The following is a 13,190-nucleotide window of genomic DNA, read 5'->3' as shown; positions in this document are numbered from 1 at the left end:
ACCATTATCTGCACAGCCCCGCTCCGCAGCGCAGGGCGCATCCCGTGCTGCGCCGTGAGCCGGTGTGCTACCGGTCGTCAGGTGACGGTCTGGTCGCCGTCGGGGACGTCCTGGACGGTCACGGCCGTCCGCGGCACGCCGAGGCCGGCGGCCACCGCCCGCGCGAGGCCCTCGGGGTCGGGCCGCGTCGGGTAGGGGACGGCCTCCCCGTCGCCGTAGGCCTCGATGGCCTTGGTGAAGTAGCCCGGGTCCCAGGCGCCCACGGCACCGCGCACCTCGACCGCGCGCACCGCGCGGGCGCCGACGCGCTGCTTCACCGCGGCCAGGATCGCGTCCGAGCGGTAGGCGCCGGGCACTTGGAACAGGCTGGCGTGGGCGCCGACCTTGCTCCCGTCGCGCAGCCGGACGGTGACGGTCAGGCAGCTGGTGACGGACGGGTAGACGATCGTGCCGCCGGGGCCGGTCTCCGCGACCTGGCCCTCGGTGATCCGGACCGTGGCGGCCGCGGGTGCGGCGGGGGCCGGGCGGGCCACGGCGACGGCGGCCGGGGCCAGTTGGAGGGCGAACGCGGTGCCGAGGGCGAGCAGCGCTCGCCCGGCGCGGACGGAGGGGACGGGCATGGCACTCCAGAAAGAGCGGGGACTTCGGCCCCGCCATCCTAGGAACCGCCGCCGCGGCTCAGACCGTCGGTGCGCCCGGCTCGAAGCGGCTGCGCACCGCCGTCTGCACCTCGGCCTCCTCGGCCGGGTCGGAGGCCAGTCTGCGCAGCTGCTCGACGACCCGCGCATCGGCCGTGGTCGCGTGGTGCGCGGCCAGCTCGCGGGTGGTCTCCTCGCAGTCCCAGAGGCACTCGACGGCGAACCCCGCGGCGAAGGACGGGTCCGTGGCGGCCAGGGCGCGGGCGGCGCGGCCGCGCAGGTGCGAGGAGGCGGTCTCGCGGTACACGTGCCGCAGGACGGGCGCGGCGCAGGCGATCTGCAGCCGCCCGGCCCCGTCGGCCAGCTCCCACAGCACGGGGGCGTCGCAGCCCTCCGCCCGCACGGTGCGGCGCAGGGCGTCGAGGACGAGCGGGGCGTCGTACTGCGCACCCCGGCAGGCGAGCATCCCGGCCGCGGCGCCGCCCAGCGCGTCGCCGCGCCGGACCCAGGCGCGGGCGCGCTCCAGGGCGGCGGCGCCGCGCATGCGCTCGAAGGCGGTGACGGCGGCCTCGGCGACCAGCGGGTCGGGGTCGGCGGCGGCGCCCTCGACCAGGTCGAGGGCCTGCGGGTCGCCGTGCTCGGCGAGGTAGCGCAGCGCGGTGGCGCGGGCGGCACCCTCGCCGAAGGCGGCGGCCTCGATGATCTCCAGCCGGTCCTCGGGGCCGGCCACGGCGGTGAGGCAGCGGGTCGCCGGGACGTGGCGCAGCTGGGCGGGGTGCTGGGCGAGGCCCTCCTGGGCCCAGTCGAGCACCTCGCGCACGCTCCAGCCGGGCCGGGGGCCCTGCGGGCGCAGCTGGCGCTGCCAGCGGTCGAAGGAGCCCTGCTCCTGCGCGGCGCGCACCCGGGCCGCGGTGCGCGGGGAGTGCTGCTCGTCGGCCCACAGCCGCCAGGGGCGGGGCTCGAAGGCGTCGCGGACGGCGGCGGCGAGGGCGCCGTCGCCCTCGGGGGTGCGGGGGAAGCGGGCGAGGACCCGCTCGCCGAGGGCCGCGAGGGCGGCGTCGTCGTCGCGCAGGGCCAGCTCGTCCAGGGCCCACGACCAGTTGGCGCCGTCGGCCGCGTAGCGGCGCAGCAGCCGCAGGGCGTCGTCACGGCCGTAGGAAGCGAGGTGGCCGAGGACGGCGAGGGCCAGGCCGGTGCGCTCCTCGGCGGGGTCGGTCAGGTCCTCCGGGTCGAAGAGGTGCTGCTCTATCTCGCCGAGGCCGCCGTCGAGGTCCAGGTACAGGCGCGCGTAGTAGAGCGAGCGGTTCTCCAGCTGCCAGTCGCGCCGCGGGTCGCGGAGCACGCAGTGGTTCAACACCGCGAGCGCCTCCGCACGCGGCGCCGCGAGGGCATGCAGGGTCCCGTCGCCGCGGCCTCGCTGGAGGAGGCCGAGCAGGGTGCCGCTGGGCGCTATGTCTGGCTCGAACATGGGGTCAGCATCCGGTGCGGGGAGTCGGCTGGCAACGGGATTTCCTTCCGGACGGCATTCTTGCCGCTGTCCGCCCGTCCATGCCGGTGAACTGTGGAAACCGGGGGCGCGGGCGCCCGCAGCCTACCTGGAAGCGGCGGTTCCGCCGACCTGTGCCGGAAACGTCAAGGTCATGTCCACGGCATATGCCGTCAGCACCACCGGATCGGGTATTGCCAAAGCCCTTACAGGCCGTCGCTGCCTGTGCAAGAGTCGTGACAGCAGTCGTCGAAGCGGCCGCTCCACCCGAGTATCCCGGAGCCGGCGCCACCGCCGCGCGTGTATCGGAGTCCTAGATGCCGTCCCCAGTGTCCGCGGACCGTTCCGCCGAGTCCCCCGAGCACGGCGCGGTCGACGCGCTCATCTCCCAGACGCGGCGGCTCAGAGGGGGCATCGACGCCGTGCGCCGGGAGGCCGCGGCGGACGCCGAGCGGTCCGACGACCCGCGGCTGCGCTGGCAGCGCGCCCTGTGCGAGCTCGCCGCGCACCACGCCGACAACCTGGGCGAGCACCTGGACCAGCTCCGCGACGGCCCGCCCGCCGCCACCGCACCCGCCGGGGAGCCGGCCGGCCCGGTGGCCCGGGGCCCGGCGGGCCGCGCGGGCAGCGCCGAGTGGAACCTCCTCACCGACGCGGCCACCTGGTCCGACGAGCTCTACCGGATCTTCGGACGCAGCCCCGAGGACGGCGCGCTGACCCTCGACGAGCTCCCCTCCTGGCTCCTGGAGGAGGACAGGCCGCAGCTGACCGCGATGGTCACCGACTGCCTGGTGGACGGCAGGCCGATCGACGGCGAGTTCCGCATCGTGCGCGGCGACGGCGCCGTGCGCACGGTGCACATGAAGGGCGAGCCGGTGCTGGACGCCGACGGCTGCACGGCCTCCATGTGGGCCGTGCTCCGGGACGTCAGCGAACTGCAGCGCTGCCGGAAGGCGATGCACGAGACCCGTGACTCGCTGCAGCACCAGCGGCACCGGGCGCAGACCGAGCACCGGCTCGCGGTCGAGCTGCAGGAAGCCGTGCTGCCGTCGTGGCGCGGCTCCCTGCTGCTCCCGCCCGGTCCGGACCCCGCCCGCCCGTCGGCCGCGGGCGTGCTCGACCTCGCCGGGCACTACCTCCCTTCCGCCGTGAGCACCCTCGTCGGCGGCGACTGGTTCGACGCCCTGCAACTGCCCGGCGGGCGGACGCTGCTGACCGTCGGCGGGCTCACCGGCCACGGGGTGGCCGCCACCTCCGGCATGGCGATGCTGCTGGGCGCGGTGCGCGGCATGGCCGTCGCAGGGACGGATCCGGGCCCCCTGATGGGCTGGCTCAACCACCTGCTCGACGCCTCCGCCCAGCCCGCCCTGGGCAGCGCCCTCTGCTGCTGCTACGACCCCGGGAGCCGCACCCTGCTGTGGTCCCAGGCCGGGCACCCCGCCCCGCTGCTCTTCCGCGACGGGACGGGCCGGGCGCTCCGGACGCCGGCGGGCGTGCTGCTCGGCGCCGTCGCAGACGCCGAGTACGCCCAGGTCCGGGACGAGCTGCTGCCCGGCGACGTGCTCGTCCTGCACACCGAGGGCCTCTCCCCCGACGCCGGACGGCTGCTGGACCTGGCGCCGCGCTTCGCCGCGGCGCACACCGCCCAGGACTGCGTACGGGCCGTGCTGGAGAGGTTCGGCGGCACGGAGCGCGAGGACGACGGCTGTGTGCTGATCGCCCGCATCGGCTCCTGAGCCCGGTCCGCCCGCGGCTGCGGCAGCAGCCGCGGGCGATCACGCCGGTGCCGTCCGGCCCGTCGCCGAAAGCTTGGGCATCACCCGCCGGAGGTCCTGCCGCAGCTCGTCGATCCGCGAGCTGCCCGCGTACCTCCCGGTGAGCCGGTACATCTCGCGCAGCCGGTCCCAGGTGCGGTGCGAGGACGTGTCGCCGATGGTGAGCAGCGCCAGCCGGGCGTAGCAGTCGGCCTGTTCGGGATCGCCCGCGATGAAGCAGGCCGAGGCGATCGAGATGTGGTCGAAGATCTGCGAGCGCTGGCGGCCGTTCTCCCGCAGGTCGAGCGCCTCCTTGGCGTGCCGCTGGGCCGGGGCCGCCGCGCCCGGCTCGTGCTCGGCGAGCGTGCGGTAGGCGAGCCCCTGCATGCCGTGCATGTCCGCCTCGTTGAACAGCTGCATCCAACTCGGCGGCGGCACATCGCCCTTGTCGGAGACGAACAGGTCCTCGGCCTTGCCCAGGGTGCGGCGCATCGCCTGCCCCTGGCCCTTCGAGGCCTGCGCCCAGGCCTCGATGGTGTGGAACATGGCGCGGGTGCGCGGCAGGGTCTCGTCGCCGCAGCCGGACTGGGCCAGCTTCATCAGGTCCAGGGCGTCGTCCGGGCGGCCCAGGTGCACCATCTGGCGGGCGGCACGGGAGAGCGCCTCCGCGGCCCGGGGCCGGTCGCCGCCCTCGCGGGCCGCGTGCGCGGCGATCACGAAGTACTTCTGGGCGGTGGGCTCCAGGCCCACGTCGTGGGACATCCAGCCGGCGAGCACCGCCAGGTTGGCGGCGACTCCCCAGAGCCTGCGCTGGAGGTGGTCGGGGTGGTGGTACTGGAGCATGCCGCCCACCTCGTTGAGCTGGCCCACCACGGCCTTGCGCTGGAGGCCGCCGCCGCGGGAGGCGTCCCAGGCGCGGAAGACCTCGACCGAGTGCTCCAGGGCGTCGATCTCCGTGGAGCCCACGGGCGTCGCCTCGTAGCGGTCGAAGGCGGCGGGGTCGGCGTGCACGGCGTGCGCACGCAACGGGTCGTCGAATCGGGGGGCGTCTGAGGCGAGGATGGGGTCGGTGTGCAGCCAGTCGTGCATCGCACTGCTGAGTGCCGATCCTGCGGCGAGCACGGCGCCCGCGCCCACCAAGCCGCGTCGGTTGAGCATGAGGTCCATTCCCGTGAATTCGGTGAGGACCGCGGCCGTCCGCTCGGGCGCCCACGGCAGCCCGTCCGGTGTCTGCACCTTGCTGCCGGCCCGCCCGCGACGGCCGAAGCCGAGGTCCTCGATGGTCACGACACGGCCGAGACGCTCGGTGAAGAGGGCTGCCAGCACCCTGGGCACGGGATCGCGCGGGGACTCCCCCATGTCGATCCAGCGCCGCACCCGCGAGGTGTCGGTCGCCAGCTGCGGGTGGCCCATGGCCGCCGCCTGCCGGTTCACAAGTCTCGCGAGCTCGCCCTTGGACCATCCGGCCAGGCCGAACAGGTCCATGAGGCGGGTGTTGGGTTCCCTCGTCACGTCAAGCCCCCAGGTTCCTCGGCTGACTTGAAGGTATCGGCCCGTCATGGGCCAGGCGAGTATTCGCCAGGGTTCGCCAGGGTGCGCCAGATGGTGTGCCACCGGGCCGCGGGTGTGATGTAGAAACGCGCAACCCCGGCCGCCCGGTTGCCGGACCGCATTCCCCAGGGTGCGTGACGGCCCGGGGACCGGGAGCGCCGCATTCGCCGACACGAAGGGATCTGTTCCGCCCATGTATGCAGCATCGACCTCCGTGTCCGCTCCGCCCCGGCCGCTCCGCCCCCAGCAGAGCGGCAGCGGCCCGTACCTCGACCCCTCCCACGCCGTGGGGGCCGCGTTCGGGGGCGGACGGGCACGGAGGGGCCCGGGGCTCGGTGCCCAACCCCTCAGCGGGAGAATCGACTTGTCCGGCCCTCAGGGCGCGCAGCTGCGCACGGCGATCGCCTCGGTGCATCGCATCTGCCCCGAGTTCAACCCCGTTCAGGTGCTGCGCCGCAGCGGCCGCTCGGTCCTGCTGGTCGGCACTACGGGACGCACGACGGCCGTGGCCAAGTGTTTACTTGATCACTCCCCGTCCTGGGCCGAGCGCTTCCGGCACGAAATAGCCACATATCGGGCCTTCGTGCGGCACCGGCCCCCGGTGCGGGTTCCCCGGCTGATCGCCGCCGACCCCGACAACTGCACGCTGGTCATCGAGCGTATGCCCGGGCGCCCTGCCGCCGTCCAGCGGCACCCGGTGGACACGCTCCCCCGCGCGGATGTCAGGGCGGCGCTCGGCGCGGTGTGCCGGGTCAACCTCTGGCGTCCGCCCGCCGGGATGTTCGACATGCCGCTCGACTACGGCAAGCGCATCGCCCGTTACCACGAACTGGGCCTGCTGACCGACCGGGACATGGGCGACCTGCAGAAGCTGCTGCACGGTCTGGCCCATGTGCAGGGGCAGTTCTGCCACGGTGATGCCCTGCTCTCCAACGTCCTGCTCTCCCCCGCCGGTCCGGTGCTCGTCGACTGGGACCACGCCGGCTGGTACCTCCCGGGGTACGACCTGGCCACGCTGTGGGCGGTGCTGGGGGACGCCCCGGTGGCACGGCGTCAGATCAGCCAGCACGCCCAGGCCGCGGGACCCACGTCCCGGGACGCCTTCCTGGTGAACCTGATGCTGGTGCTGACCCGCGAGATCCGGACGTACGAGACGGCCGTGCAGCGCGCCCTGCACGAACCGGCCGCCCCCGGCAGTGCGGAGACGGGCGAGGAACAGCGCCTGCTGCTCCGCCGGCTGCACGACGACTGCGCGCTGGCCAGGCGTGCGGTCAGGGCCGCCGTCGGCACCCGATGAGCCCTGGCGCCCCGTCAGGGGCGCGGGGAACTGCGCGAGCAACCACGACGCGCCCGCAGTCGAGGTTCTCGGGGCTTCGCCCCGGGCCCCCGGGGTGGTGCGTCGACTGCGGGCTGGCGGGGGCTGGTCGCGCAGTTCCCCGCGCCCCTGACGGGGCGCTGCAAGATCCGCCGGACAGGCCCTGGGCGCCGCGCACCCCCTGCGCGGCGCCTCGGCGTGTCGGCTGCACCGGACCGCCGTCACCAATCCGGGTGAGGGCCGTCCGGACGGGCCTCCGGGTCCGCCCGCGAAACGCCTGGCGCGGACGTTGACGTGCGCATTGCGGCCCCTTCAGTCTGATTGACGGATCGTCTGATCCCACAAGGGCTCTTGGTAGGTTCGCTCCATCCCGGTCCGCGTGCGTCTGCTGGTTCCGGCGCACGGCACGGTCCGTCCAGAGGAGGCCGCATTGCGAGGCTCGCAGCACCACCGGTCACGACAGGCGCCCCGCAGGGGGTTCCGAAGAAGCCGCCGAACACTCCGGGCGGCCGGCGCAGTCGCGTCGGCCGCTCTGCTGCTCCCGGTGGTCGCAGCCGCCCCCGCGGTGCCGGCCGAGCAGCTGCAGTCCGCTTCCCTGCAAAGGGAGTTCGCCGAGGCCGCCGCGAAGTACCACGTCCCGCAGAGCGTCCTGCTCGGCGTCGCCTATCTGGAGTCGCGGTGGGACTCCCACGCCGGGGCCCCCAGCGTCACCGGCGGCTACGGCCCGATGCATCTGACCGACGCCGCCACCGCCGTGGCCGCCGCGGGCGGGCGGGACGAGGCCGCCGGGGACGCCCGCGGCGAATCCGACCGGCCGCGCGCCGGCCGCATGTCCGTCCCCGTGTCCGTCCCGGTACCGGCGGAGCTCCCCGCGCGGCTGCGCACCCTGCCCCGCGCCGCCGCCCTCACCGGACTGCCCGCCGGACAGCTGCGCAGCAGCACCGCGGCCAATCTGCAGGGCGGTGCGGCCCTGCTCGCCGACGCGCAGAAGCGGCTGGGCCTGGCGGCCGGCGGCAGCCCGGCCGAGTGGTACGGAGCGGTGGCCGCGTACTCCGGCGCCACCGACTCGGCGACGGCGGCCACCTTCGCCGACGACGTCTTCGATGCGATCCGCGGTGGCCGGCAGCGCACCACCGACGCGGGCCAGGCCGTCTCCCTGCCCGGCGTCCCCGGGCTCGTCCCCCGCACCGATCAGCTCGGCCGGCTCGGGCTGCCGGGCCTGCTCCACGCCGACCAGGTGGAGTGCCCCCGCTCGGTGGCCTGCGAGTCGATCCCCGCGCCGTACCAGAGGCTCGACAACGGCAAGGACTACGGCAACCACGACGTCGCCGACCGGCCCGGCTCGCAGAAGGTCGACTTCATCGTCGTCCACGACACCGAAGGCACCTGGGAGGGCACGGTCAAGCTGGTCCAGGACCCGACGTACGTCTCCTGGAACTACACGGTGCGCTCCAACGACGGGCACGTCGCCCAGCACGTGCCGACCAAGGACGTGGCCTGGCACGCGGGCAACTGGTACGTGAACGCCAAGTCGGTGGGCATCGAGCACGAGGGCTTCCTGGCGCAGCCGGACGCCTGGTACACGGAGGAGATGTACCTGACGTCCGCCAAGCTGGTGCGCTACCTGGCCCGGAAGCTGGACATCCCGCTGGACCGCCAGCACATCCTGGGGCACGACAACGTCCCCGGCACCACCGCGGCCACGATCAAGGGCATGCACACCGACCCCGGCCCCTACTGGGACTGGGACCACTACTTCGGTCTGCTGGGCAAGCGCTTCCGCACCACGGCGAGCCCCTTCAGCGGCATGGTCACCATCGACCCGGACTACGACGAGAACCGCCCGGACTACACCGGCTGCGTCAAGCCCGGCGAGCCCTGCGCCCCGCACGGCTCGGGCGCGGTGCGGCTGCACACCGCACCGGACGAGAAGGCGCCGCTGGTGCAGGACGTCGGGCTGCACGGCGACGCCCCGTCCACGACCGACGTCAACGACACGGGCGCCCGCGCCTCGACCGGGCAGCAGTTCGCCGTGGCCGACCGCCAGGGCGACTGGACGGCCGTCTGGTACCTGGGGCAGAAGGCCTGGTTCCACAACCCGTGGTGGCAGCCGACGGCCCTGTTCGCGAGCGGCGAGTTCGTCACTCCGCGGGAGGGGCTGGACGAGATCCCGGTGTACGGTCGGGCCTTCCCCGAGAAGGAGGCCTATCCGCAGGGCGTCCCCGTCCAGACCGTGGAGCCGCTGCCGTACAGGATCCCCGCCGGGCAGGCCTATGTGCTGGGCCAGCGGTCCCCGAGCGAGTACCTGTGGGCGACCACCTTCGAACCCGCGGGCCACAAGGTGATCCGCGGCAAGGACGTCTACTACGAGATCCAGTTCGGGCACCGGGTGGCCTTCGTCAAGGCCTCGGACGTCACGCTCCGGCCCTCGAACCGCTGAGCCCCCGCCCGGACAGCACGGGAGCCCGGCACGGCCGTCGCCGTGCCGGGCTCCCGTCCGGTCGGAAAAGGGGCTCAGCCCGCCTGGAACATCTCCGCGGGCAGCGGCTTGAGCAGCTGGTACAGGTCGTCGGTGATCGGCCGGTCCCAGCTGGCGATGGTGACGAGCACGCCGTCGCTGCGGTCGAACTGGGTGCAGGAGATGCGGCCCTCGGAGCACTTCAGCCGGCGCACGATGAGGAGGTTGTCCTCGTGCATCACGGGGACGTCCTCGCTCTCCAGCACCTCCACCGGCTCCTCGTTGCCCAGGGCCGCGAGCAGCTGGGCCACCTCGAAGGGCACCTGGCCCTCGGCGAGCTCCCGGGCCGGGGAGCCCTCGGGCAGGTTGCCGATGATCATCGCGGGGCCGCGTCCGCCGAACAGGTCGTAGCGGAGGAAGACGCCCTGGCAGCTCCCGTCGGGCGCGGGCAGCAGCCCGGCCCCGAGATCGCCCGGCCAGTCCCCCGGGTCCATGGCGAGGACGTCGAAGTCCGGCCCGGCGGGGGTGGCGGCGCTGCGGCGGCGGAGGAAGGACATGCCACCATCCTACGGGGGCGCCGACGCCGTGGAGGCCGGGGCACTGCCGCGTACGTCAGGTGAGGTCGAACTCGCCCTCGCGGGCGCCGAGGACGAAGGCGCGCCACTCCCCCGGCGGGAAGATCAGCTTCGGGCCGTCCGGGTTGCCTCCGCTGCGCATGGCGACGAAGCCCTCGACGAAGGCGACCTGCACTCCGCTCGTGCGTCCCTGGCTGCTCGTCTGCCAGGTGGCGTTGGCGAGGTCGAGGTCGGGAGCCGCTCCGCCCGCCCATGCTTCCGTCGTGCCGTTAACCACGTCCGCACTCCTCCCAGCTCGTCGTCCCGGCCCCAACCCTAGCGAGCGATGCCGCTGCCGCACAGGCCGCCCGCACGGGTTCCGTCAGGCGTCGGGCGGCCGGTCGCCCACGAGCCACATGGCGAAGAACTGTGCCCCGCCGCCGTAGGCGTGGCCCAACGCCCGCCGAGCACCGTCCACTTGGTGTTCCCCTGCCCTGCCCCGCACCTGAAGTGCCGCCTCCGCGAAGCGGATCAGGCCGCTGGCGCCGATGGGATTGGTGGACAGGACGCCGCCGGAGGGGTTGACGGGCAGGTCCCCGTCGAGCGCGGTCGCCCCGGACTCGGTGAGCTTCCAGCCCTCGCCCTCGGCGGCGAAGCCGAGGTTCTCCAGCCACATCGGCTCGTACCAGCTGAAGGGGACGTACAGTTCGGCCACGTCGATCTCGCGGCGCGGGTCGGTGATCCCGGCCTGGCAGTAGACGTCGGCCGCGCAGTCGCGGCCCGCGCGGGGCGAGACGAAGTCCTTGCCGGCGAAGAGCGTCGGCTCGCTGCGCATGGCGCCGCCGTGCAGCCAGGCGGGCGGGTACGGCGAACGGGCCGCGCCGGCCCGGCCGGTGAGGACGACGGCGCAGGCGCCGTCGGAGGAGGGGCAGGTCTCGGAGTAGCGGACGGGGTCCCACAGCATGGGCGAGGAGCGCACCTTCTCCAGGGTGATGCCGTGCTCGTGGAGGTGGGCGTAGGGGTTCTTCAGGGCGTTGCGACGGTCCTTGTACGCGACCAGGGAGCCCACGACGGGCGGTGCGCCGGTGCGCCGGATGTAGGCGCGGACGTGCGGGGCGAAGAAGCCTCCGGCGCCCGCGAGCAGGGGCGGCTGGAAGGGGACGGGCAGCGACAGGCCCCACATGGCGTTGGACTCGGACTGCTTCTCGAAGGCGAGGGCGAGGACGGTCCCGTGGAGGCGGGCGGCGACGAGGTTCGCCGCGACGAGGGCGGTGGAGCCGCCGACCGATCCTGCGGTGTGCACCCGCAGCACGGGTTTGCCCGTGGCGCCGAGTGCGTCGGCGAGGTGGAGCTCGGGCATCATGACGCCCTCGAAGAAGTCGGGGGCCTTGCCGAGGACGACGGCCTCGACGTCGGACCAGTCCAACTCGGCGTCGTCGAGGGCGCGTCGGGCGGCCTCGCGGACGAGTCCGGCGATCGAGACGTCGCGGCGGGCGGCGGCGTGCTTCGTCTGGCCGATCCCGACGACGGCGACGGGCTCCTTGTGGACGGCGCTCACGGTCGCTCCCCCTCCAGGACGGCGACGAGGTTGTGCTGCAGGCACGGGCCCGACGTGGCGTGGGCCAGGGCCCGGTCCGACTCGCCGCGCCGGATGCGGTCCGCGGCCTCGCCGATGCGGATCAGGCCCGTGGCCATGACGGGGTCGGCGGCCGGGGCGCCGCCGGACGGGGTGACCACGACGTCGTCGGTCAGCTGCAGCTCCCTGCGCAGGATCACCTCCTGGGCGGGGTGGGCCGCGTGGAGTTCGGCGGTGTCCACGGGCGCCTCGAAGGCTCCGGCGCGTTCGGCGGCGAGGCGGGTGGAGGGCGACCGCGTGAGGTCGCGCACGCCCAGGGCCTGGGGCTCGATGCGGTGGTCGATGCCGTGGATCCAGGCGGGGCGTGCGCACATCGCGCGGGCCAGGTCCCCGGCGGCGAGCACCACGGCCGCGGCGCCGTCGACGACCCTGCCGCCGGGCCCGGGGGGCACGGTTTCGCCCGCGTCGGCGAGGGCCTGTGCCTGGAGGCCGGCGAGGGCGGCCGGTCCGGGCCACAGCGGGGCCACGAAGTACGGGTCGAGCTGCCGGGTGAGGACGTCCTCCAACTCGCCGGCCGTGGGCTTGCCGTAGGCGTAGACGAGGGCGGTGTCCGCTTCTCCGGTGAGCAGTTTGACCCAGGCCTCGTACAGGGCCCAGGCCCCGTCGGCCTCCACGTGGGACTCGGCGATGGGCGGCCAGGCGCCGACGCCGTCGAGGGCCATGGTGAAGGAGAAGGGCCGGCCGGCGAGGTAGTCGCTGGAGCCCGAGCAGGTGAAGTCGGCCTCGCCGGGCTCCAGTCCGGCCTGGGCGAGCGCGTCGGTGAGGACGGGCAGCAGCATCTCGGTCTCCGACAGCCCTGCTTCGGGGGCCACGTTCTGTGCGAAGGCGACGACGGCGATGTCCCGCAAGTGGCCGGTCACAGCAGGTCCTTGTAGGTGTCGTAGGCGGCGTCGGGCTCGCCGGCGGGCCGGTAGTGGTCGGGGTGGCGGCCGTCGCCGGTCCATACGGGCTCGACGCGCAGGCCCATGCGCACCTGCTCGCAGGGGATCCCGGCGATGCGTCCGTGGAGGGCGAGGCCGGCGCCGTCGAGCGCGATGTGGGCGTAGACGTAGGGCACGTCGATGTCCAGGTGCCGCGCCTTGATGTTGACCACGCAGAAGGTGGTGACGGTGCCGCGGGGGCCGACCTCGACCTCTTCGGCGGTGGCGGTGCCGCAGGTGGGGCAGACGCCGCGGGGCGGTACGTACACCTTGCGGCAGGCGGGGCAGCGTTCGCCGGTGATGCGGTGCCGGGCGAGGGCGTCGAGGTGGCGGCTCTGGGCGTGGCCGGGGGTATAGGTGTAGTCGAGGCGGGCGGGGGTGGTGATGCCGGTGACGGGGTCGGCGAACAGCCCGTCGTGCGGCGTGACGTGAGGCCGTTCCGCTGGGCCCTCGTAGGGCTCGAAGCAGGCGATGTCGGTGATGGCACCCGTCCGCTCGGCCGCCCAGCGGATGCGGACGCGCATGCCGGTGCGCACGGCCCCGGGCCCGGGGACATCGAGGGCGTGCAGCAGGGCGGTGTCGGCGCCGTCGAGGCGGACGAGCACCCAGGCGAAGGGGGTGCGCAGCGGCCGGTTGGGGCGCGGGGCGGGGTCCCAGGACCAGGTGGTGACGGTGCCGGTGCTGCCGACCTGGACGAGGTCGCGGAGTTCCTCGGCGGTGGCGGGGTCGTACTCGACGGGAGGGACGAGCACACGGCCGTCGGCGGTGCGCACGCCGAGGACGGTGCGTTCGCGCAATCCGGTGAGAAAGGCACTCTGCACGGGCCCGAGGGAACGGGTGAAGGGGAACTCGACGACGAGGGGTGCGGAAAGCAAAGG

11 protein-coding genes are annotated in these 13,190 nt (G+C 74.3%); 3 read left to right on the top strand and 8 right to left on the bottom strand.

Features of this window, described 5'->3' with window-relative positions:
* Window positions 1-77: 77 nt before the first annotated feature.
* Window positions 78-620 carry a hypothetical protein gene (locus ACMATS_RS33035; protein WP_414169979.1) on the bottom strand — a complete coding sequence of 181 codons (543 nt, stop codon included), beginning with the start codon at window positions 618-620 and terminating at the stop codon, window positions 78-80.
* Window positions 621-678: 58 nt separating this feature from the next.
* Complete coding sequence (locus ACMATS_RS33030) at window positions 679-2,106, bottom strand: HEAT repeat domain-containing protein (RefSeq protein WP_414169978.1); 1,428 nt, start codon at window positions 2,104-2,106, stop codon at window positions 679-681.
* 335 nt (window positions 2,107-2,441) lie between these two features.
* Here ACMATS_RS33030 and ACMATS_RS33025 point away from each other — a divergent pair, with 335 nt between their 5' ends.
* Window positions 2,442-3,860, top strand: coding sequence for a PP2C family protein-serine/threonine phosphatase (locus ACMATS_RS33025; RefSeq protein ID WP_414169977.1), 1,419 nt, complete (start codon window positions 2,442-2,444; stop codon window positions 3,858-3,860).
* A gap of 39 nt (window positions 3,861-3,899) precedes the next feature.
* On the opposite strand, the gene ACMATS_RS33020 is transcribed toward ACMATS_RS33025, so the two are convergent.
* Window positions 3,900-5,390, bottom strand: a complete 1,491-nt coding sequence (locus tag ACMATS_RS33020) for a hypothetical protein (RefSeq protein ID WP_391153241.1) — start codon at window positions 5,388-5,390, stop codon at window positions 3,900-3,902.
* 232 nt (window positions 5,391-5,622) lie between these two features.
* Here ACMATS_RS33020 and ACMATS_RS33015 point away from each other — a divergent pair, with 232 nt between their 5' ends.
* Window positions 5,623-6,726, top strand: a complete 1,104-nt coding sequence (locus ACMATS_RS33015; RefSeq protein ID WP_336411021.1) for an aminoglycoside phosphotransferase family protein — start codon at window positions 5,623-5,625, stop codon at window positions 6,724-6,726.
* Window positions 6,727-7,174: 448 nt separating this feature from the next.
* Complete coding sequence (locus ACMATS_RS33010; protein ID WP_414169976.1) at window positions 7,175-9,184, top strand: N-acetylmuramoyl-L-alanine amidase; 2,010 nt, start codon at window positions 7,175-7,177, stop codon at window positions 9,182-9,184.
* A gap of 74 nt (window positions 9,185-9,258) precedes the next feature.
* Here the strand turns inward: ACMATS_RS33010 and ACMATS_RS33005 are convergent, their stop codons facing one another.
* The 5 genes from ACMATS_RS33005 to ACMATS_RS32985 all read right to left on the bottom strand — a co-directional run bounded on the left by ACMATS_RS33005 (window position 9,259) and on the right by ACMATS_RS32985 (window position 13,187).
* The gene (locus ACMATS_RS33005) at window positions 9,259-9,759 is read right to left on the bottom strand and encodes a hypothetical protein (protein WP_390775716.1); all 501 of its coding nucleotides are present in this window, start codon (window positions 9,757-9,759) and stop codon (window positions 9,259-9,261) included.
* A 55-nt stretch (window positions 9,760-9,814) separates the two neighbouring features.
* The gene (locus ACMATS_RS33000; protein ID WP_390775717.1) at window positions 9,815-10,054 is read right to left on the bottom strand and encodes a DUF397 domain-containing protein; all 240 of its coding nucleotides are present in this window, start codon (window positions 10,052-10,054) and stop codon (window positions 9,815-9,817) included.
* Window positions 10,055-10,138: 84 nt separating this feature from the next.
* A complete protein-coding gene (locus tag ACMATS_RS32995; RefSeq protein WP_414169975.1) occupies window positions 10,139-11,314 on the bottom strand; it encodes a thiolase domain-containing protein in 1,176 nt (391 codons plus the stop codon).
* Complete coding sequence (locus ACMATS_RS32990; protein WP_391153248.1) at window positions 11,311-12,252, bottom strand: lipid-transfer protein; 942 nt, start codon at window positions 12,250-12,252, stop codon at window positions 11,311-11,313. The genes ACMATS_RS32995 and ACMATS_RS32990 overlap by 4 nt, the downstream gene beginning before the upstream one ends.
* A complete protein-coding gene (locus ACMATS_RS32985; protein ID WP_390775720.1) occupies window positions 12,249-13,187 on the bottom strand; it encodes a Zn-ribbon domain-containing OB-fold protein in 939 nt (312 codons plus the stop codon). The genes ACMATS_RS32990 and ACMATS_RS32985 overlap by 4 nt, the downstream gene beginning before the upstream one ends.
* Window positions 13,188-13,190 lie beyond the last annotated feature (3 nt).

The organism is Streptoverticillium reticulum (assembly GCF_047456005.1).
GTDB classification, from domain to species: domain Bacteria; phylum Actinomycetota; class Actinomycetes; order Streptomycetales; family Streptomycetaceae; genus Streptomyces; species Streptomyces reticulum.
This window is presented reverse-complemented; position numbering and strand designations above follow the sequence as displayed.

What these genes read in the sequence shown, in the direction of transcription:
- ACMATS_RS33035 (WP_414169979.1), bottom strand. Translation starts at nt 620, where the DNA reads ATGCCCGTCCCCTCCGTCCGCGCCGGGCGAGCGCTGCTCGCCCTCGGC.
- ACMATS_RS33030 (WP_414169978.1), bottom strand. Translation starts at nt 2,106, where the DNA reads ATGTTCGAGCCAGACATAGCGCCCAGCGGCACCCTGCTCGGCCTCCTC.
- ACMATS_RS33025 (WP_414169977.1), top strand. Translation starts at nt 2,442, where the DNA reads ATGCCGTCCCCAGTGTCCGCGGACCGTTCCGCCGAGTCCCCCGAGCAC.
- ACMATS_RS33015 (WP_336411021.1), top strand. Translation starts at nt 5,623, where the DNA reads ATGTATGCAGCATCGACCTCCGTGTCCGCTCCGCCCCGGCCGCTCCGC.
- ACMATS_RS33005 (WP_390775716.1), bottom strand. Translation starts at nt 9,759, where the DNA reads ATGTCCTTCCTCCGCCGCCGCAGCGCCGCCACCCCCGCCGGGCCGGAC.